Below are 18575 nucleotides of genomic sequence, written 5' to 3' on the forward strand. Positions count from 1 at the left end.
CAGCGTGTGGCCTGCGCTCCGATGCACTCGGCGCTACCGGACCAACCGTGACAGCCGACGGTCGGCGAGCGGTCTGCCACCGGTCTGGCAGCGGGGACAGTACTGGAACGACTTCGTCGCGAAGGAGACCTCCCGCACGGTGTCACCGCACACCGGGCACGGCAGGCCGGTGCGCGCGTGCACGCGGAGCCCGGAGCGCTTCTCGCCCTTGAGCTCGGCCGCCTTTTGTCCCACCGACCGGTCGACGGCGTCGGTGAGCACCGAGCGCATGGCGGCGTACAGGGCATCCACCTGATCGGGGCCGAGCCGCCCCGACGCCGCGTACGGCGACACGTGTGCGGTGTGCAGGATCTCGTCGCTGTAGGCGTTGCCGATGCCCGCGAGCACGGTCTGCTCGACGAGCAGCGTCTTGATCCGCTCGGTGTGGCCCCGCAGCAGCTCCGCGAACTCCTCGGCCGAGAGCGCCAGCGCGTCGGGGCCGAGCCGGGCGATACCCGGGACCTCCCGGGGTTCGTGCACCAGATAGACGGCGAGGCGCTTCTGGGTACCGGCCTCGGTGAGGTCGAACCCGGGACCGCCGACGTGGTCGAGGTGCACCCGCAGCTCCAACGGGCCGCGGCCGGGCCTGGGCGGGGTCGCACCGGCGGAGTCGTGCCAGCGCATCCAGCCCGCGCGGGACAGATGGGTGATGAGGTGCAACTGGTCGTCCGGCCGGTCGGCGAACTCGACGGCGAGGAACTTTCCGTACCGCGCCGCCCCCGTGACGACGCGGCCGGCCAGCGACTGCACCGGCGGGTCGAACGTCTTGACCGCACTCATCGACGCGACGTCCACCCGCGCGACGGGGCGGTAGATCGCGTTCTCGCGCAGGTGGTGGGCCAGGGCCTCGATCTCGGGGAGCTCAGGCACGCGGCGTCCTCAGTTCACCGGCTGCAGCGGGCTGTCGGCGTGGCCGGGAGTGCCCTGCGACCGGAGCCTGCGGGTGACGATCCGGATCTCCTCGCGGGCCTTGGCGCTGCCGCGGACGTGCCCGGTCCAGCGTTCGGCCGGCTGGTCGTAGCTGCCCGCAGTTTCGGCCACCACCGTCCACGGCCGGCGCAGCCACCAGCGGAACGGGAAGAACAGCACGACGACGATGGCGACGGCCCACAGGTACCAGGGGATGTGCACCATCTTCGGGGACCACACGACGAGGATGACCCAGAAGACGAACAGCGCCGACAGCACGAGGACCGCGGCGCCGCGGCCGCCGTCGACGTCGTGCTCGAAGTCGTCACCGGTGGCGGGCAGCGACCACTCGATGTTGCGGCGCACGGACCAGCTACGGCCGTCGACGCCCACCACTGTCTTGGTTCCCACGACGTCCACTTTCCCACATCGCGGGCACCGTGTCGGCGTGCGTTGAGGTGGAAGCGGTGGGCGGGATCACGATCTCCGTCGGGCAATCGAGTTGCCGATCTTTTCGTGCCGGTTCATGCTTGGGCCACGCAAGTCGTTGGTTGTTACAAGCAAAGCATTGGTAAAGGCGGTGACGACATGAGCGTGGACGTGAACGGCCCCGGTATCGACACGGACACCGGCGAGATGATCGACGCGGATCGTATCGGCCAGCAGCTCGTGCGCCTGCTCCGTGTCGTCGCGAGGATGCGCCACCAGGGGGGCGACGTCGCCGTCGGGCACGTACTGGCGGAGCTGCTCGAACGCGGCCCGCAGCGGGTAGGCGAGCTCGCCCAGTCCCTGGGCACCGACCCGTCCACCGTCAGCCGCCAGGTCACCGCACTCGTCGAGGCGGGCCTGGTCGAGCGCCGCGCCCACCCGGACGACGGACGGGCCCACCTGCTGGCCGCCACCGAGTCCGGGACGCACCGCTGCGTCGCCGGCCGCCGCCGTCGCATCGAGGTGGTCGGGGCTGTACTGGCCGACTGGCCCGCGGAGGACCAGCGGCGCCTCGCCGAACTGCTCGGGCGCTTCGCCGACGACATGCTCGCGAACCACATGCCGGAAGGGGACGCGCGGACCACCCGCCGTCCAGGAGGAGAGAACTGATGTCCACCGAAGTCGCCGTCGAGGCCCCGGCCGAACGCTCGGCAGGTGAACTGAGCCACCGCCAGATCCTGACCATCCTGGGCGGCCTCCTGCTCGGCATGTTCCTGGCCGCGCTCGACCAGACCGTCGTGTCCACCGCCATCCGCACCATCGCCGACGACCTCGGCGGGCTGAGCGAACAGGCGTGGGCCACCACCGCGTTCCTGATCACCAGCACCATCTCGACACCGCTCTACGGCAAGCTGAGTGACATCTACGGTCGCAAGCCGCTGTTCCTGTTCGCGATCTCGGTCTTCATCATCGGGTCGATCACCTGCACGTTCGCCACCTCGATGTACCAGCTGGCGGGCTTCCGGGCCTTGCAGGGAATCGGCGCGGGCGGGCTGTTCTCCATGGCGCTGACGATCCTCGGCGACATCGTGCCGCCGCGCGAGCGGGCGCGTTACCAGGGCCTCTTCCTCGCCGTCTTCGGCACGTCCAGCGTGCTCGGCCCGATCATCGGGGGCCTTCTCTCGGGCCAGAAGACCATCTGGTTCACCGACGGCTGGCGTTGGATCTTCCTGGTGAACGTCCCGATCGGCGTCCTCGCGCTCGTCGTCGTGGCCAAGGTTCTCAACATCCCGCACGTCCCCCGGTCGCGCCGCATCGACTGGCCGGGAGCGGTCACGCTCGCGATCGGACTGGTGCCACTGCTGATCATCGCCGAGCAGGGCAGGGAATGGGGCTGGGACTCCGGCCGGGCGTGGCTGTGCTACGCCATCGGGGCCGTCGGACTGATCGCCTTCGTGCTGTTCGAGCGCTACTACGGCGACGAGGCCCTGCTCCCCCTGCGCCTGTTCCGCACCGGACTGTTCACGCTGATCACGCTGGTCGGCGTCATCGTCGGCATGGGCATGTTCGGCGGCATCTTCGTGCTTCCGCTGTTCCTGCAGATCGTGCACGGGGCCACGCCGATCGAGTCCGGGTACCTGATGCTCCCGCTGGTCGGCGGGATCATGGTCGCGTCCCTCGCCTCCGGCCAGCTGACCGCCAGGACAGGCCGCTACAAGATCTTCCCCGTGATCGGCATCGCACTCATGATCGCCGCGATGGTGATCATGTACTTCCGGGTGAGCGTCGACATCCCGCTGTGGGAGCTGGACCTCTACATGGCCATGTTCGGCCTGGGCCTCGGCAACTGCATGCAGACCCTCGTGCTCGCCGTGCAGAACGCGATGCCCGCCCGCGACATGGGCGTCGTCACGGCCTCGTCCACGTTCTTCCGGCAGCTCGGCGGCACCCTGGGCACCGCGATCTTCCTCTCGGTGGTGTTCTCCACGGTGCCGAGCAAGATCGCCAGCGCCTTCACCGCCGCCCAGAGCGACCCGGCCTTCCAGGCAGCCGTCAGCGACCCGGCGGTGCGCGCCGATCCGGTCAACGCGCCCTTCTTCGCCGCGCTGAGCAGCGGCGCCGGGTCGAACGCGTCCGGGGTGCTCAACGACTCGTCGTTCCTGCAGAAGATCGACCCGCGGCTGGCCCAGCCGTTCCTGGTCGGCTTCTCCAACTCCATCGTGCTGACGTTCCTCATCGTGGCGGGTCTCCTCGCGGTGGCCTTCGTCCTCGTCCTGTTCGTCAAGGAGGTCCCGCTCCGCACGATGTCGGGCGCGCAGGCCGCGGCCCAGGAGGCGGCGGAGGCCGCCGCCGGTCCGGCGGGCGTCTCGATGTCCAAGGAGGCGGCCACCGCCGAGCTCACCACGGTGGGGGCCCCCGTGACCGTGGGCGCAGCGGCCGCGGAGGCCGAGCGCCGGGCCGGACGGCACGCGATGACGGCCTACGCGCCCGCGTCGGCCAACGGCCGCAACGGGAACGGACACCACGAGGTGAGCAACGCGCCGACGGCCTACATCGCCAGCAGCGGCGAGCCCACCCCGGCGTACGGCGCGCCCACGGTCCAGGGTCTCGCCACCCAGCCCGGTGACGGGCCCGAGGTGTACGGCGTGGTCAACCGCGGCGACGGTGTGGGCCTGCCCCAGGTCGTCGTCACCGTGGCCGACCCCACCGGCCGCCAGGAGGCGCGCACCGCCACCGACGCCACCGGCGCCTACCGCGTCCCGCTGCAGCACGGGGGCACCTACCTGGTGGTTGCCGCCGCCGGCACCTACCAGCCGCACGCCGCGCTGGTCGCGGTGTCCGACCGGCCGGTGCGCCACGACGTCTCCCTCACCGGCACGAGCGCGGTACTCGGCGTCGTCCGCGCGCCCGACCCGACCGGTGGGAACCGTCCGGTCCCCGGCATCACGGTCACGCTGATCGACGTCCGCGGTGACGTCGCCGCCGCCGGGGTCACCGACCCGGACGGCCGCTACCACCTCACCGGCATGCCGGACGGCAGCTACACGCTCACGGCCGCAGGCCCCGGGCACCAGCCCGTCGCCGTCAGCCTCCGGCTCGACGTGGGCGCCACGGTCGAGCGCGACCTCGAGCTGCCGCGCCGCTCGCGGCTGCTCGGCACCGTCACGGCGGCGAGCAACGGCCGCGGCGTCCCCGAGGCCATCGCCACGCTGGTGGACTCGGGCGGCACGGTCGTCGGGTCCACGGTGACCGGCCCCGACGGGACGTTCGTGTTCGAGGACCTGTCGGAGGGCACCTACACGCTCACCGCGAGCGGGTACGCCCCCGTCGCACAGGTCGTGCAGGTGACCGCGGGTGCGCAGAGCACCGCGGCGGTGGAGCTGGGCACGCCCGGCACCGCGCCGCGGGCCCCCGAGGTCGCCACCAACGGCAACGGCAATGACCACCAGGTGGGTGTGACGACGCCGCAGCACGTGGACGTGCGGTGAGCGCCCTCACCGGCCTTCTGACCACTCCCGACGGGTGGCCCATCACCGGGGGCACGCTCACCGCGGTGGACGCCACCGGGGTGCAGCGGGCCCGGGTGGCCAGCGGGTCCGACGGCCGCTTCCTCCTCGACGGGCTCCCGGCCGGGCCGTACACGGTGATCGTCGCGGCCCCCGGCCACGAGCCGGTGGCCCGCAGCGTCGCGGTCACCGAAGCCACCACGGCCCTGGGCGTCCTGGAGCTGGCCCGGGCGGGCGGCGGCGTGCTGCCCGCCCCGGGCACCTGGACGATCGACCCGGTGCACTCCAGCATCCGGGCCACGGCCCTGCACCTGGGGATGGGCCGCATCCACGGCCGGCTGCGAAGCTTCAGTGGCCAGGTGCAGGTGGCCGATCCGCTGGAGAACAGCTCCGTCGAGGTCGTCATCGATCCCGACGCCGTGCAGACCGACGACGAGACGCGCGACGGCCACCTGCGCAGCCCCGACTTCCTGGACGTCGGGGCGTACCCCGAGATCCGCTACAAGTCCGACGGCCTGCGCAAGCTCGACGCCACCCACTGGGTGGTGGACGGGGTGCTCACGCTCAAGGGCGTGAGCGCCGCGGTGCCGTTGCAGGTGGAGTACCTGGGCACGGGTCCCGACCTGTGGGGAGGGGTCCGCTGCGCGTTCACCGCCACCGCGGACGTCACGCGCGACGCGTTCGAGATGAGCTGGAACCAGTCGGTGCTGGCCGGCCTGCTGGCCATCGGGCGCACCCTGCGCATCGAGATCGACATCGAGGCCGTGCAGAACCAGCAGAACTAGTCGAACAGGGACGGGGTGAGCACGCCCTCGAACGCGAGCAGCCACTCCTTGGTGGGGCGGCCGCCGCCGAACCCGCCCAGCCCGTCGGCCGCCAGCACGCGATGGCACGGCACCACCACCGGGAGTGGGTTCGATCCCATGATCGAGCCCACCCCGCGGGCTGCGGAATGGGCGTGGCCCAGGCCGCTCCGCGCGGCGAGCTCTCCGTAGGTGACCGTGGCGCCGAAGGGCACGGTGGCGAACAGCGACTCCAGCACCCGGCGCTGCGAGCCCGCGGTGAGCCGCCAGTCCAGCGGCATGTCGAACACCCGCCGCTCGCCGGCGAGGTACTCACGCAGCTGCTGCTCGGCCACCGAACCCCCGGCGGCCACCAGCGGCTCGCCCAGACGCTCGGCTGCGCGCCGGGCGGCCGCGGGATCGTCGCCGAACACGACGAGCGCGAGCCCGAGATCGGTGACGCCGAGCGTGAGGGCACCGATGGGCGCCGAGGCCGGCAGAACGTTCCAACGCAACGCCATCGGGCCAGTCTGCTCCGCCCCGCCGCCCCGCGGCACCCCCGTTCCCGCGCCCGACCATCGTCAGCGGTCAGCCTCGCGCGGTGATCACCGCCGATCGCACGTCGTTGCCCCGCCCGGGGCCGTGCCGTGCGGTCGCACGCCCGCGCCCTCGCGAGGGCCGTGATGTGCGTGCGGTCGCGATCATGCGTCGGCGGTCGCGGGGAACAGGTCGGCCGTCAGGTGCCGCACCGCCCACTCCGACCAGTCCGGCGTGGTCCACCCCTGCTCGACGACGAGCATGGCGTAGGTCTCCGGCGACAGCAGCGCCGCCAGCACGTCCGTGGCCCGCTGCAGTGACAGCTCCACGGTGAAGCCGGGCTTCTCCGCCATCTCGTCCACCGCGCGGCCGTGCGCCGCGAGCGCCTCCTGCCGGGCCGCCGCGAGCAGCGCCGCGGGCTCGGGATCGGCGGCGGCGGCGCGCAGCACGGCGTCGAGCGGGGCCCGGCGCTCGACCGCGGCGACCGTGACGGCGACGTGCCGGGCCAGGACGGCGGGCCCGCTGCGCGCGGCCGGGGTGGGTGGCACGGATGGCTGGTCCTGCGCCACCGCGTCGAGCGCGGCCTCCAGTACGGCGGCCTTGCTGCCGAAGGACAGGTAGAGCGTCTGCACGGCCACACCCGCGGCACGGGCCAGGTCGGCCATCGTGGTCTCGAGATAGCCACGCTCCACGAACAGCGGCGACGCCGCCTCCACGACGCGGGTCCGGGTGGCGAGCGCCCGTTCGGTGCGGCCGGCTCTGGTGCGCGCGGTCGTCGGCATGGACATCCTCGATGTAACACAATAGTGGAATGTTGTTACAGAACAGTACTCCATCATGGAGTTCCAGATACGAGCGTTGGCGGCGACGCGCCGGGCGGACGAGAGTGGGGTCATGCGACGCGCGCGCTCCGACCACGGCAGCCCCATGGCCTGGGCCGACGCCCGTCGCACGGCCCATGCCGCCGCGCAGCCCCTGCCCGCCGAGCCCATCGCCCTCGCCGACGCCCTCGACCGCGTGCTCGCCGGCCCACTCGCGGCGCTGGTGGACGTGCCCTCCGCCGACTGCTCCGCGATGGACGGCTACGCCGTGTGCGGACCGGGCCCCTGGACGGTCGTCGCGCACGTCCGGGCCGGCGAGCCGACGCCCGGGGCTCTGCGACCGGGCACCGCCTGCGAGATCGCGACCGGCGCCGCCGTGCCCGACGGCACGTCGGCGGTGGTGCCCTACGAGCGGAGCGAGCGTTCCGGCGACCGCGTGGGCGGCCGGGTCGGTCCCGGCACGCACATCCGGCGGGCCGGTGAGGAGACCGCAGCGGGTACGGACGTCCTGCCGGCCGGTCACCTGCTGGGCCCGGCCGCGCTCGGGCTGGCCGCCGGCGTCGGCCACGAGAAGCTGACCGTGCGCCGGGCGCCGCAGGTGTCCGCCCTCGTCACCGGCGACGAGGTGCTCGACGCCGGCATCCCGGGGGCCGGACGGGTCCGCGACGCGATCGGGCCGATGCTGCCGGGACTCGTGGCCCGGGCCGGGAGCGGGCTGACCGTCGTCACCCGGCTCACCGACTCCCGCGACGCGCTCACATCCGCCCTCGCAGCGGCCTCCACCGACGTGGTGGTGGTGTCCGGCTCGTCGTCCCGCGGCCCGGCCGACCACCTGCGGCCCGTGCTCGCCGACCTCGACGCCGAGATGATCGTCGACGGGGTGGCGTGCCGGCCCGGCCACCCGCAGACCCTGGCCCGGCTCCCCGGCGGACCGTTCGTCGTCGGGCTGCCGGGCAACCCGCTCGCCGCGTTCGTGGCGTTCCTGACCCTGGCCCTGCCGGTGCTCACCGGCCTGCGCGGTGCACCGCTGGCCACGCTGCCGCCCGGCCCGCCGTTGCCGACGCACCCCCACGACACCCGGCTCGTGCCGGTGCAGGTGCGGAACGGGGTGGTCACGGAGGTGGCCCACGCCGGCAGCGCGATGCTCCGTGGCCTGGCCGTGGCCGACGCGCTGGCCGTGGTGGACCCGTCCGGGGCCACGGTCCTGCACCCGCTGCCCTGACCGTCAGCCCGCGTCGGGGCGCACCCCCGTGCCGACCGGGCAGGCGACGCCCGTGCCGCCGATGCCGCAGTAGCCGTTCGGGACCTTGGCGAGGTACTGCTGGTGGTAGTCCTCGGCGTGGTAGAACGCCCCGAGCGGTGCGATCTCGGTGGTGATCTCGCCGCGTCGGGCGGCCCGGAGCGCGCCGCCGTAGACCGTCGCGGTGGCCTCGGCCGTCTCGCGCTGGGCGTCGTCGGCGTAGTAGACCGCCGAGCGGTACTGCGTGCCGCGGTCGTTGCCCTGGCGCATGCCCTGCGTGGGGTCGTGGCTCTCCCAGAACACCTTCAGCAGCTGCTCGTAGCTCACCTGGGCCGGATCGAACACCACCAGCACCACCTCGGTGTGCCCGGTGCGTCCGGAGCAGGTCTCCTCGTAGGTGGGGTTCTCGGTGAACCCGCCCGCGTAGCCGACGGCGGTGGAGTACACGCCGGACGTCTGCCAGAAGATGCGCTCGGCGCCCCAGAAGCACCCCATCCCGAACACCGCCGTGGCCAGGCCGTCCGGGAAGGGCGGCTGGATGCGGTGGCCGTTGACGTGGTGGGTGGTGGGCACCCGCAGTGGCGTCGGCCGGCCGGTCAGCGCGGTGTCCGCGGTGACCATCTGCGACTTCCGTCGTCCGAACAGGCCCATGCCCCGAGGCTACGCGTCCGGTGCCGCATCGTCGGAGGTGTTCACGTCCGGATCAGAGGTCGGACGCGAGGGGGACGTCCTCGATGGCCGGCGAGGTCATCCACAGGCGCAGGGTCTGGGTGGCCGCCACGTCGTCGGCGTTGTACTCGATTAGCCGCAGCCGCTGCGACTCCTCCGGCGGGGCGCCGTCCATGCCCACCGCGTCGCGGTACCAGCGCATGGAGTTCTCGCCGCCCGCCTCCGGGTCGTGCCAGGAGAAGCCCGCGGCGGGGGCGATGCGCTTGAGGCCCTTGCCGTGGGCGCAGAGGAACCACTCGCCCACCACGGCGAACAGGTCCACCCAGCAGGGGTCGTCGATGAACGCCTGCACCTCCGCCACGGTGGGGATGCCCGGCATGCCCGCGAAGCGCCGCGCGGAGCCCAGCAGCCAGCGGTTCTCGGCCTGCTCGTTGTAGCAGTAGGCGGCGAACGTGCGGCCCGTGGCGGCGGCCCGGGCCCGCACCCCGGAGAACCAGCCCCAGAACTCCGCGAACGAGCGCGCCTCGTCGTCGGTGGGCACCGGATCCCACGTGGCGAACGCGCGGTAGCCGTCGGGCTCGTCGCCCGGCAGCGCGCCGTGGGTGTGGCGCAGCAGCGCGCCCCACAGGTACGCGCCGCCCTCGCCGAAGCTCTCCATGTCGACGTCCACCTCGACGTCGGCGCGCAGCACGGGCACCCGCGGCACGCGGCGCACCACCGACAGGCCGCGCAGCCAGGCCCGCGCCAGCGACACGACGTCGGCGAACGGCATGCCCGGCAGCAACCCGGGCGGCTCCACCGCCGGATCGAGCGCGGCCAGCGCGGCGACCGTGCCGATGCCGGCCTCCCGCAGCGCGACGGCCGTCTCCCCGCGGACGACCAGGCTGACGTCCTGCGCGCTCTCCAGCGCCGCCTCGCAGGTGGGCCACCACGGGCAGCGGCGGCACTCGGTGACCCGCGACGGCGCGGCGAGCGCGGGCGCCCCGGTGGCCGCGGCGACGGCGACGGCCGTGCGGTCGGCGAAGCGGGCGTCGTACTCGGTGAGGGTGGAGCGACCGCCGGGCCAGTGGCCCGAGCGCAGGTCGTGCCACAGCACGACATCGGCGTCCATGCCGATGACGCCGCCGTGGTCGGCGTGGCGCACACCGGGCGCGGGCGCCCAGCCCGCGGCCCGCAGCATCCGGTTGAGGTGGGCGAGCCGCAGCATGTCGCGCGGCTGCGAGCGGATCCTGCGGGTGGCGTCAGGGAGGGCCCGGCGTGGGGTGGGCTGCTCCAGCAGCGACGTGACGGCACCCTCGCCGGGATCGGTGACGCGGTGGCGCACCACGATGACCGGCACGTACCCGCCCTCGGGCAGCCGCACCAGCAGCTCGGCCCCCCCGCGGCGGCCCACCCCGTCGACGTCGGGGACGACCGCTCCCCAGATCATCGGGGCCCCGGCGGCGACGGCCGCCGCGGTGGTCTCGATGCGCCCGGAGGGGCCGACGGTGACCCAGCCGGCTCCGGCCGCGGCCGCGAGCTGCGCCCCGACCCGGACGCGGTGCTCGCCGGCGTCGGCGCGGCGCTGCTCCAGCGCCGGATCGGGCAGCGCCCGCGGCTCGGCGGCCGAGGCCGGGTCGTGGTCGAGGTGGATGCGGCGGCGGCACCGGGTGAGGTCGGCGGCGTCGAGCGTCACCCCGGTTGCGGGTCGCCTGTTCTCGATGGCCGTCACGCTCCCGAGGGTAATGACCGCCACCGACAACCTCTGTCGCTGCCGTCGGCGCGTCCGGGCTCTAGGCTCGCACCACCTGCGAGGAAGGATGCACTGATGGCGCTGGGACGACGGTCCGGCTCGACCACGAAGGCGGCGGGCAAGACGGCCGTGAAGGCGTTCAAGAAGGCCGAGAAGGACACGGCCAAGTCGGTCAAGAAGGCCACCAAGCAGGCGAAGAAGTCGGCTAAGCGCTCCGGTGCGTCGGAGGTCACGGTGCAGACCGAGCGCGCGCCGTTCTCGTCGGCGCAGGCCAAGCGGCTGATCGGGGTCGGCACCACCGTGCTGCCGCTGCTCGCCCCGTACGCGCTGGCCGCGGCCACCCAGGCCCGCGGGCGCTGGGACTCCTACCGGGCCGCCCGGCTCGGCGTCACCACCGACCAGCTCACGGCGTTCAGCGGCCCCGGCGGTTCCCTGCACGCGCGCCTGTCCCACCTGGCCGAGGCGCTCACCGAGCTGGAGAAGACCGACGGCGCCGCGTTCGCCGCCGAGGCCCGGCCGCGGCTGACCGACCTGTCGGTGGCCGTGCGTGCCGCCGAGCAGATGCCCGCCACCCGGCGGCGCGCCGCGTTCAAGGCCATCGGCGGCGAGCTGGACGCGATCGAGCTCACCCTGCTCGACCACCTGGGCGTCACGACCTGACGGGTCGCGTTACCGTCTGTGCCATGCGCAGCACAGGAGGGGCCCGGGGCGCCGTCCTGGCCTGCCTGAGCGCGCTGCTCACCGGCGTCGGCCACGTCGCCGGTGGCGGCACCGTCGGCGATCTGGGCCTGCTCGTGGTGCTGCTGCCGCTGGTCGCGGTGGTGTTCGTCTCGCTGGCCGAGCGCAGCCGCACACCGCTGGGCACCGTGGTGGTGCTCGCCGCCGGGCAGGTCGCGCTGCACTACCTGATGGTGCTGCTGCACTCCTCCGCCGACGCGGGCCCGGCCCTGCTCGGCGGGCCGTCGATGCTGGCCATGCACGCGATCGTCACGCTCCTGTCCGCGGTGGGGCTGCGCCACGCCGACCACGCGGTCGCGGCCGTGGCCGCGGCGTTCCGCCGCGTGGTGCCGCGCCGCCTCGCGCCGCCCCCTGTCGAGCGTCCGCCGACCACCTTCGCGGTACCGGGCCCCGAGCTCCCCGCGCGCCTCGCGAGCGCATTCCTCGGCGCGGCAACCCGGCGGCGGGGACCCCCGGTGTGGTGCTGACTCCGCACACCACACCCGTACCTGCATCACCATCGGAGAACCGCATGTCCCGCATCCCCCTGCGCGTCGGCACCGTGCTGACCGCCGCCGCCGCCGTCGCGCTCGTGGGCGCCGCCCCGGCGTTCGCGCACGTCACCGCCCAGCCGGGCACGGCCACCCAGGGTGGCTACTCGGTGGTCACCTTCCGCGTCCCCAATGAGGAGGACACGGCCGGCACCGTCGGTCTGACCGTCACGCTCCCCGCCGACCACCCGATCACCTCGGTGCGCACCACCCCGATCGCGGGCTGGACGGCCACGACCACCACGGTCACGCTCAACCCGCCCGTGCAGTCCGGCGGCCGGACCATCACCAAGGCCGTCGGCTCCATCACGTGGACCGCCACGGCCGGCAACAAGATCGCCCCCGGCCAGTACCTGGACTTCCCGGTGTCGCTCGGCCCGATGCCCGCCGTCCCCGAGATCATGCTGCCGGCCAGGCAGACCTACGACAACGGCGTGGTCGTCGACTGGAGCCAGCCGCCGAACGCCGACGGTTCGGAGCCCGAGCACCCCGCTCCGTCCGTCACACTCGCTCCGGCGGCACCCGGCTCCGACTCCCACGGCATGGCGATGGCCATGGGGGGCACCGCCGAAGCTGCTTCCGGCTCCACCGACACCACCGCCCGCTGGCTCGGTGGCGCCGGGCTCGTCGTCGGCGCCCTGGGACTCGGCGTCGGCGGCGGCGCGGTGCTGCGCGGCCGGAAGGCCGGGAAGGACAGCTGATGAGGCGCTGGATCAGGGGCGGGGTCGTCACACTGGTGGCGGGGCTCGCGCTCGCGCTCGGCACCGCCCCGGCGTGGGCCCACAGCCGGCTGGAGAGCAGCGACCCCGCGTCCGGTTCCAGCCTCGCAGCGTCTCCGCCGAAGGTCTCGCTGACGTTCGACGAGGCCGTGCAGCCCGGGTTCACCGTGATCACGGTGATCGGGCCGGACGGCAAGGACTACCACTCCGGCGACATCTCCGAGGTCGACGACACGGTGACCGTCGGGGTTCTGCCGCTCGGCCCGGCCGGGAGGTACCAGGTCGGGTACCGCGTGGTGTCGGCCGACGGGCATCCGGTGTCGGGCAGCGTGGCGTTCACGCTGTCCACAGCCGGCCCGGGCTCAGCGCAGGCCGCCGCCCCGGCCGGTTCGGCGGCCCCGTCGGCGTCCGGGGTGGTGCCCACCGCGGCGCCCAGCGGGGACGGTGGCGCCCCGGTGTGGCCCTGGATCGTCGGCGCGGTGCTGGTGGTCGGCCTGGGAGTGGGAGCAGCGCTCCGCCTGGGCAGGTCATGACGGTGGCCACGGCCCGGGATGACAGGAAAGCCACTTTGCGGCCACGTGGTGACAGGAAAGCCACTTTGCTGGCACCGGGGCCCACCGCGTGAACCGGCCGACCGCGAGGTCCTCGCGCACCTGGGCTCCCGCCCTGTGGGCGGGGCTCGCGGTCGGGGTCGGGTGTGTCTCCGCCGTGCTGGCCGGGGGGCTGGCCACCACCGCCCTGCCCGTGCTGCTCGGCGCCACCCTGACGCGCACCGGCATGGACGTGGCCGGGGTCGCGTGCGTCGGGGTGGCGCTGCTCGGGGTGCTCCTGCCGCTCGGGCCCGGCCCGGGCGCGCGGGAGCTCACCCGGCTCGCCCACACCGTCGACCGGGCGCTGGTCGCGCTGGCCGGGGCCTGGCTCGTGCTGACGCTGCTCGGCGTCGTCTTCCGCACCGCGGAGGCCTACGGCCGACCGGTCACGGCGGTCGGGGGCGACGAGCTGGCCCGCTTCTCGGGCGACTTCGGGGCCGGCCGGGGCCTGCTGCTCACCGCGGGCTGCGCGCTCGCCGCGCTGGTGTGCGCCGTGGTGCGGATGCGCGATCCCGATCGCATCCAGCTACGGATCCCGCTGGTGGCGGCCCTGCTCGGACTGCTGACGCCCACCGTCACGGGCCACGCGGGCGGTGAGGCCGACCACGAGCTCGCCGTGATCACCGTGGCCCTGCACGTGGGCGCGGCGTCGCTGTGGGTGGGCGGGCTCGGCGCCACCCTGCTGCTCGTGAAGCGCCGGGAGCTCCTCGACGTGGCCGTGCCGCGGTTCTCCCGGCTGGCCGGGGTGTGCATCGTCGCGGTGGGCATCACGGGCGTCGCCAACGCCGTGCTGCGGCTGGAGTCACCCGCCGCCCTGGTCACCACCGGCTACGGCTGGCTGATCGTCGCCAAGACCGTGTGCATCGCCGGCCTCGGCGGCCTCGGCTGGCTGGCGCGGCGGCGCCTCATGACCGGCCGCACCCCGGTCCTGCGCTGGGCGGGGGCGGAAGTGGCCCTGATGGCGGTCACCCTGGGCCTGGCCGCCGCGCTGACCCAGTCAGGCTGATCTGTACGCCTCCAGCAGCCGCAGCCACACCTCGTTCATCGTCGGGTAGGCCGGCACCGCGTGCCACAGCCGGGCGAGGGGTACCTCGCCCACGATCGCGACGGTGGCCGCGTGCAGCATCTCGGCCACGTCCTGCCCCACGAACGTGACGCCCACGAGCACCCCGCGCCCCTCGTCGACGACGAGCCGGGCCGCACCGTCGTAGCCGTCGGCCTGCAGCGACGAGCCGCCGACGGCGATCGGCAGGTCCACCACGCGCACGTCGATCCCCGCCTCGCGGGCCTGCTTCCCGGTCCTCCCGACGACGGCGACCTCGGGATCGGTGAACACCACCTGCGGCACGGCCGCATGGTCGGCCGTGGCGGAGTGCTCGCCCCACGGCGCGGTGTCCACCGGACGACCGGCGGCCCGGGCACCGATCGCGGCGCCCACGATCCGGGCGTCGTACTTGCCCTGGTGCGTGAGCGGCGCGCGGCCGGTGACGTCGCCCGCCGCGTACAGCCATCCGCCGTCGACGGCCGTGACCAGCCCGGAGTCGTCCACCTCGAGCGGCTTCCCCGGTTCCAGGCCGACCGTCTCGACGCCGACGTCGGCGGTGTGCGGCCGGCGTCCGGTGGCGACCAGCAGCTCGTCGACGGTGATCGACTCACCCGCCACGTGCAGCGCGATCCCGTCGCCGTCCGGCGCGACGGACTCGAGGGTCGTGTCCAGCCGCAGGTCCACGCCCTCGGCCCGCAGCGCGGCGGCCACCCGCTCCCCCGCGAACTCCTCCATCGACGGCAGCAGCCGCGGCCCGTGCTGCAGCAGCACCACCTGCGAGCCGAGCCGCTGGAACGCCTTCGCCAGCTCGCAGCCGACGACGCCGCCGCCGAGCACGCCCAGCCGCGGCGGGATGTCCTTCGTGGACGTCGCCTCGCGCGAGCCCCACGTCCGGACGGTGTCGATCCCGTCCACCGGCGGCGTCACGGGCGTGGAGCCGGTGCAGACCACCACGGCGTGCCGCGCGGTCAGGACCTCCCCGCCCACCGCCACCGTCTTCTCACCGGTGATCCGGGCGTGCCCGCGCACGACCGTGATGCCCGCGCCCTCGGCCCACTCCACCTGGCTCGCGTCGTCCCAGTCGTGGGTGAACGAGTCGCGGCGGGCGAGCACCGCCTGCGGGTCGAAGGAGGCGGTGGTGCCGGGCAGCCGGTGCACCGCGGCGACGGCGTGTCCGGTGCGCAGCAACGCCTTCGACGGCATGCACGCCCAGTACGAGCACTCGCCGCCGACGAGCTCCGACTCGACCATCGCGACCGAGAGCCCGGCGCGGTGGGCGTAGTCGGCGGCGTTCTCCCCGACGGCCCCGGCGCCGATGACGACCACGTCGAACTCGGTCACTACGCCGCCTCCGCGGGAGAAAGCACGTCGGCGGTCACGACGCCGCCTCCGCGGGAGAAAGCACGTCGGCGGTCACAGCTGCACCGCCGCGAGGATGTCGACGTCGCCCTCGCGCAGCTCCAGCACCTTCCCCACCGTGTGCGGCGCGTCGAGCAGCGCGGCCAGCACCGCGGCGGTGTCACCGCGCGTGACGTCACCGCGGGGGACGGGGGGCTCCGCGAGCAGCACCTTGGCGTTGGCGGGATCGTCGGTCAGCCGGCCCGGCCGCAGGATCGTCCACTCCAGCGAGGTGGCGCGGACCGCGTCCTCCGCGGCCTTCTTGGCCCGCAGGTAGGCGGTCCACACCTCGTCGGTTCCCTCCGCCGGCGGCTCGTCGACCCCCGTGGACGAGACCAGCAGGTAGCGCGTCACCCCGGCCTGCGCGGCGGCGTCGGCGAGCAGGACGGCCGCGGCCCGGTCGACCGTGTCCTTGCGCTCGACGGAGCTGCCCGGGCCCGCGCCCGCGGCGAACACCACGGCGTCGGCCCCCTTCAGGTGCGTGGCCAGCTCGGCCACCGAGGCCGCCTCCAGGTCCAGCACCGCGACGGTCGCGCCCGCCTTCTCGACGTCGGCGCGGTGGTCGGGGTTGCGCACCACCGAGGTGACGACGTCACCGCGCCCGGCCAGCAGCGCGGCCAGCTGCAACGCGATCTTCCCGTGTCCACCTGCGATCACCACATGCATGGGGCGACGCTAGCCCGGCCCCGCACGACCCGCTGGCCCGCGCGTCCGACCTTTGACGCGACGCCGTCGGCCGGGGCAGCATGCTGTCACATGACACAGGGCATCCAGCAGCTCATCTGGCAGATCGAGCGCTGCCGGGACGCCTTCCACCAGGCCGTCTACACCACGCGGGACGTGGACGCCGCCCTCGCGACCGTCCACGACGAGGTGGAGCTGACCAACACCCCGAGCGGCACCGGCGCCCGCGGCCGGGACGCGCTGCGGCGCTACCTCGCCGAGGACGTCCTGCCGCACCTGCCCGCCGACCTGACGTTCACCCGCGTCTCCCGCACGGTGGACCAGCGCCACATCGTCGACGAGATGACGGTCGGGTTCACCCACGACCGGGACCTGCCCTGGCTGCTGCCCGGGGTCGCCCCGACCGGGCTGCACGTGGCGACGACGGCGATCTCCGTGGTCAGCGTCCGGCACACGTCGCGCCTGGGGCGCACCGAGTCGAGGATCCTCACCCACCGCACGCTGTGGGACCAGACGGCCCTCAGCGGTTCGGCCGCAGCGTCCACACCACGGTCATGCTCGTCGTCTCCCGGCCCTCGGCGTCCGTGATCGTCACGGACACCGTGAACTCCGGGCGCGTGCCCCCGTCGAGCTCGGCGAGCACCTCGGCCGCGGGCCGGTCGAGCACGGCGACGGCGTCGATCGGGCCGCGGGCGAGCCGGCTGTAGGAGATCTCGGAGCGGACGACGAGCGGGGTGACGCGGTCCATCGCGGACGAGAACGCGGCCAGTCCCACGGCGCCCGAGGCGGTCTCACCCAGCCCGAAGATCATGGCCGCGTGCGGTCCGCCGACGTGGTTGTGGAGATCGGGACTGTCGGGGAGCCGGCACTCCACCCGCTCCGCCGTGACCTCGCCGAACGTGATGCCGGCCGTCCTCACCCACGGCACGGTCTGCGCCATCGCCGCCGCGACCCAGCTGGTGTCCGTCATCCCCGGCATGTTACTCACGGGTAGAACAGCCGAATAGCTGTCTCCATTCGAGACGCGACCGCCGGAGACGACATCGGCGCCGCGACAAACCCCAGGTCAGAGGCGGACACCTCTCCGGACGGCGAGGTGATCAAGGCCGTTTTCTCACTCCGCGGAATCGGGGCGGTTGTGAGCGGGACCACCTCGCACTGGAATCGGGCCCAGACACCGCAGTTCTAGGAGGTATGCCGGTGAGAGCCGTCCGGGTGCACGCGTACCACGAGGACCCCACGATCGACGACATCCCCGAGCCCACGATCCAGGGGCCGCTCGACGTGATCATCAAGGTCGGTGGCGCCGGCGTCTGCCGCACCGACCTCCACATCATCAACGGGGACTGGGCCGAGGCCATGGCCCCCGAACTGCCCTACGTCATCGGTCACGAGAACGCGGGCTGGGTCCACGAGATCGGCGAAGGCGTCACCAACGTCGCCGTCGGCGACACCGTGATCCTCCACCCGCAGCCGTCCTGCGGACTCTGCCTGGCCTGCCGGCGGGGCCGCGACATGCAGTGCGAGGCGGCCTTCTTCCCGGGCCTGTCCAACAACGACGGCGGCATGGCCGAGTACCTGCGCACCACCGCCCGGGCCTGCATCAAGCTGGACCCGTCCACCAACCCCGCCGACGTCGCCGCACTGGCCGACGCGGGCATCACGGCCTACCACGCGGTGCGCAAGGCCGCGGGCGGCCTGTTCCCCGGCACCACCGCCGTGGTGCAGGGCGCGGGCGGGCTGGGCCACATCGGCATCCAGTCGCTGGCCGCGATCACCAGTGCCCGCATCATCGTCGTCGACCGCAACCCCGACGCGCTCGCGCTGGCCAAGCAGCTCGGCGCGGACGAGACGGTGCTGGCCGACGGCAACCAGGTCGAGGCCGTCAAGGACCTCACCAACGGGCTGGGCGGTGACGTCGTGTTCGACTTCGTCGCCGAGCAGGGCGCCGAGCTCGACGCCTGGCAGATGACCGCCCCGGCCGGATCGCAGTACATCCTCGGCTACGGCGGCGAGTTCAGGGCCCCGACGCTCGACTTCGTCGGCGGCGAGAAGAACGTCATCGGCAACATCGTCGGCACCTACTCCGACCTGACCGAGCTGATGGTCCTGGCCCAGGCCGGGAAGGTCACGCTGCACACCAAGCAGTACCCGCTCGATGCGGCGCTCGACGCCCTCCACGATCTGGATGCAGGCCGGGTCCGCGG

The 18575-nt window shown here is 73.8% G+C and carries 20 protein-coding genes; 11 read left to right on the forward strand and 9 right to left on the reverse strand.

Going from position 1 to position 18575, the window contains the following annotated elements:
* Positions 1-33: 33 nt before the first annotated feature.
* Positions 34-909, reverse strand: a complete 876-nt coding sequence (locus tag BGP03_RS14140; RefSeq protein WP_296366352.1) for a DNA-formamidopyrimidine glycosylase family protein — start codon at positions 907-909, stop codon at positions 34-36.
* A gap of 9 nt (positions 910-918) precedes the next feature.
* Positions 919-1359, reverse strand: a complete 441-nt coding sequence (locus BGP03_RS14145) for a hypothetical protein (RefSeq protein WP_296366354.1) — start codon at positions 1357-1359, stop codon at positions 919-921.
* A 177-nt stretch (positions 1360-1536) separates the two neighbouring features.
* On the opposite strand from BGP03_RS14145, the gene BGP03_RS14150 reads away from it, so the two are divergent.
* The 3 genes from BGP03_RS14150 to BGP03_RS14160 are packed head-to-tail and all read left to right on the forward strand — an operon-like array spanning position 1537 to position 5668.
* Positions 1537-2046: a MarR family transcriptional regulator gene (locus tag BGP03_RS14150; RefSeq protein ID WP_296366356.1), complete on the forward strand. Its 510-nt coding sequence runs from the start codon at positions 1537-1539 to the stop codon at positions 2044-2046.
* The gene (locus BGP03_RS14155) at positions 2046-4865 is read left to right on the forward strand and encodes an MFS transporter (protein ID WP_298797203.1); all 2820 of its coding nucleotides are present in this window, start codon (positions 2046-2048) and stop codon (positions 4863-4865) included. The genes BGP03_RS14150 and BGP03_RS14155 overlap by 1 nt, the downstream gene beginning before the upstream one ends.
* Positions 4862-5668, forward strand: a complete 807-nt coding sequence (locus BGP03_RS14160; protein WP_298797201.1) for a YceI family protein — start codon at positions 4862-4864, stop codon at positions 5666-5668. The genes BGP03_RS14155 and BGP03_RS14160 overlap by 4 nt, the downstream gene beginning before the upstream one ends.
* On the opposite strand, the gene BGP03_RS14165 is transcribed toward BGP03_RS14160, so the two are convergent.
* On the reverse strand, positions 5665-6186 hold the full coding sequence (locus BGP03_RS14165; RefSeq protein WP_298797197.1) for a methylated-DNA--[protein]-cysteine S-methyltransferase: 522 nt from the start codon (positions 6184-6186) through the stop codon (positions 5665-5667). The genes BGP03_RS14160 and BGP03_RS14165 overlap by 4 nt on opposite strands.
* Positions 6187-6366: 180 nt before the next feature.
* Complete coding sequence (locus BGP03_RS14170; RefSeq protein ID WP_298797195.1) at positions 6367-6984, reverse strand: TetR/AcrR family transcriptional regulator; 618 nt, start codon at positions 6982-6984, stop codon at positions 6367-6369.
* A gap of 112 nt (positions 6985-7096) precedes the next feature.
* Between BGP03_RS14170 and BGP03_RS14175 the strand changes: the two genes are divergently transcribed.
* Complete coding sequence (locus tag BGP03_RS14175) at positions 7097-8245, forward strand: molybdopterin molybdotransferase MoeA (RefSeq protein ID WP_296366366.1); 1149 nt, start codon at positions 7097-7099, stop codon at positions 8243-8245.
* A 3-nt stretch (positions 8246-8248) separates the two neighbouring features.
* Here the strand turns inward: BGP03_RS14175 and msrA are convergent, their stop codons facing one another.
* Positions 8249-8914, reverse strand: a complete 666-nt coding sequence (msrA, locus tag BGP03_RS14180; protein WP_296366368.1) for a peptide-methionine (S)-S-oxide reductase MsrA — start codon at positions 8912-8914, stop codon at positions 8249-8251.
* A gap of 52 nt (positions 8915-8966) precedes the next feature.
* A complete protein-coding gene (locus BGP03_RS14185; RefSeq protein WP_298797191.1) occupies positions 8967-10643 on the reverse strand; it encodes a TM0106 family RecB-like putative nuclease in 1677 nt (558 codons plus the stop codon).
* Here BGP03_RS14185 and BGP03_RS14190 point away from each other — a divergent pair.
* From BGP03_RS14190 to BGP03_RS14210, 5 genes are all read left to right on the forward strand, one after another.
* Positions 10560-11324: a DUF6474 family protein gene (locus tag BGP03_RS14190; protein ID WP_296366388.1), complete on the forward strand. Its 765-nt coding sequence runs from the start codon at positions 10560-10562 to the stop codon at positions 11322-11324. The genes BGP03_RS14185 and BGP03_RS14190 overlap by 84 nt on opposite strands.
* A gap of 23 nt (positions 11325-11347) precedes the next feature.
* On the forward strand, positions 11348-11869 hold the full coding sequence (locus BGP03_RS14195; RefSeq protein WP_296366371.1) for a hypothetical protein: 522 nt from the start codon (positions 11348-11350) through the stop codon (positions 11867-11869).
* A gap of 44 nt (positions 11870-11913) precedes the next feature.
* Entirely contained in the window at positions 11914-12633 is a 720-nt protein-coding gene (locus BGP03_RS14200; RefSeq protein WP_296366373.1) for a YcnI family protein, read from the forward strand.
* Positions 12633-13184 (forward strand): copper resistance CopC family protein, encoded by a 552-nt coding sequence (locus BGP03_RS14205; RefSeq protein WP_296366375.1) that lies wholly within the window; start codon positions 12633-12635, stop codon positions 13182-13184. Before BGP03_RS14200 ends, BGP03_RS14205 begins: the two co-directional genes overlap by 1 nt.
* A gap of 88 nt (positions 13185-13272) precedes the next feature.
* Complete coding sequence (locus BGP03_RS14210) at positions 13273-14247, forward strand: CopD family protein (RefSeq protein ID WP_296366377.1); 975 nt, start codon at positions 13273-13275, stop codon at positions 14245-14247.
* Here the strand turns inward: BGP03_RS14210 and BGP03_RS14215 are convergent.
* A complete protein-coding gene (locus tag BGP03_RS14215; protein ID WP_298797266.1) occupies positions 14239-15612 on the reverse strand; it encodes an NAD(P)/FAD-dependent oxidoreductase in 1374 nt (457 codons plus the stop codon). The genes BGP03_RS14210 and BGP03_RS14215 overlap by 9 nt on opposite strands.
* An 87-nt stretch (positions 15613-15699) precedes the next feature.
* Positions 15700-16350 carry an NAD(P)H-binding protein gene (locus tag BGP03_RS14220; protein ID WP_298797188.1) on the reverse strand — a complete coding sequence of 217 codons (651 nt, stop codon included), beginning with the start codon at positions 16348-16350 and terminating at the stop codon, positions 15700-15702.
* Positions 16351-16440: 90 nt separating this feature from the next.
* Here BGP03_RS14220 and BGP03_RS14225 point away from each other — a divergent pair, with 90 nt between their 5' ends.
* Positions 16441-16956 (forward strand): nuclear transport factor 2 family protein, encoded by a 516-nt coding sequence (locus BGP03_RS14225; protein WP_296366380.1) that lies wholly within the window; start codon positions 16441-16443, stop codon positions 16954-16956.
* Here the strand turns inward: BGP03_RS14225 and BGP03_RS14230 are convergent.
* Positions 16889-17338, reverse strand: a complete 450-nt coding sequence (locus BGP03_RS14230; protein ID WP_296366381.1) for a DUF4442 domain-containing protein — start codon at positions 17336-17338, stop codon at positions 16889-16891. The two genes, BGP03_RS14225 and BGP03_RS14230, sit on opposite strands and share 68 nt — an antisense overlap.
* Before the next feature lie 230 nt (positions 17339-17568).
* On the opposite strand from BGP03_RS14230, the gene BGP03_RS14235 reads away from it, so the two are divergent.
* On the forward strand, positions 17569-18575 hold a 1007-nt coding region (locus BGP03_RS14235), incomplete at its 3' end, for an NAD(P)-dependent alcohol dehydrogenase (RefSeq protein WP_299736500.1).

It is taken from the genome of Pseudonocardia sp. 73-21, assembly GCF_001899645.1.
In the GTDB taxonomy this organism is placed as follows: domain Bacteria; phylum Actinomycetota; class Actinomycetes; order Mycobacteriales; family Pseudonocardiaceae; genus Pseudonocardia.

Excerpts from the sequence above, each read along its gene's own strand:
- BGP03_RS14175 (WP_296366366.1), top strand. The coding sequence starts at position 7,097 with ATGCGACGCGCGCGCTCCGACCACGGCAGCCCCATGGCCTGGGCCGAC.
- BGP03_RS14170 (WP_298797195.1), bottom strand. The coding sequence starts at position 6,984 with ATGCCGACGACCGCGCGCACCAGAGCCGGCCGCACCGAACGGGCGCTC.
- BGP03_RS14165 (WP_298797197.1), bottom strand. The coding sequence starts at position 6,186 with ATGGCGTTGCGTTGGAACGTTCTGCCGGCCTCGGCGCCCATCGGTGCC.
- BGP03_RS14205 (WP_296366375.1), top strand. The coding sequence starts at position 12,633 with ATGAGGCGCTGGATCAGGGGCGGGGTCGTCACACTGGTGGCGGGGCTC.
- msrA (WP_296366368.1), bottom strand. The coding sequence starts at position 8,914 with ATGGGCCTGTTCGGACGACGGAAGTCGCAGATGGTCACCGCGGACACC.
- BGP03_RS14195 (WP_296366371.1), top strand. The coding sequence starts at position 11,348 with ATGCGCAGCACAGGAGGGGCCCGGGGCGCCGTCCTGGCCTGCCTGAGC.
- BGP03_RS14220 (WP_298797188.1), bottom strand. The coding sequence starts at position 16,350 with ATGCATGTGGTGATCGCAGGTGGACACGGGAAGATCGCGTTGCAGCTG.
- BGP03_RS14225 (WP_296366380.1), top strand. The coding sequence starts at position 16,441 with ATGACACAGGGCATCCAGCAGCTCATCTGGCAGATCGAGCGCTGCCGG.
- BGP03_RS14200 (WP_296366373.1), top strand. The coding sequence starts at position 11,914 with ATGTCCCGCATCCCCCTGCGCGTCGGCACCGTGCTGACCGCCGCCGCC.
- BGP03_RS14150 (WP_296366356.1), top strand. The coding sequence starts at position 1,537 with ATGAGCGTGGACGTGAACGGCCCCGGTATCGACACGGACACCGGCGAG.
- BGP03_RS14230 (WP_296366381.1), bottom strand. The coding sequence starts at position 17,338 with ATGACGGACACCAGCTGGGTCGCGGCGGCGATGGCGCAGACCGTGCCG.
- BGP03_RS14155 (WP_298797203.1), top strand. The coding sequence starts at position 2,046 with ATGTCCACCGAAGTCGCCGTCGAGGCCCCGGCCGAACGCTCGGCAGGT.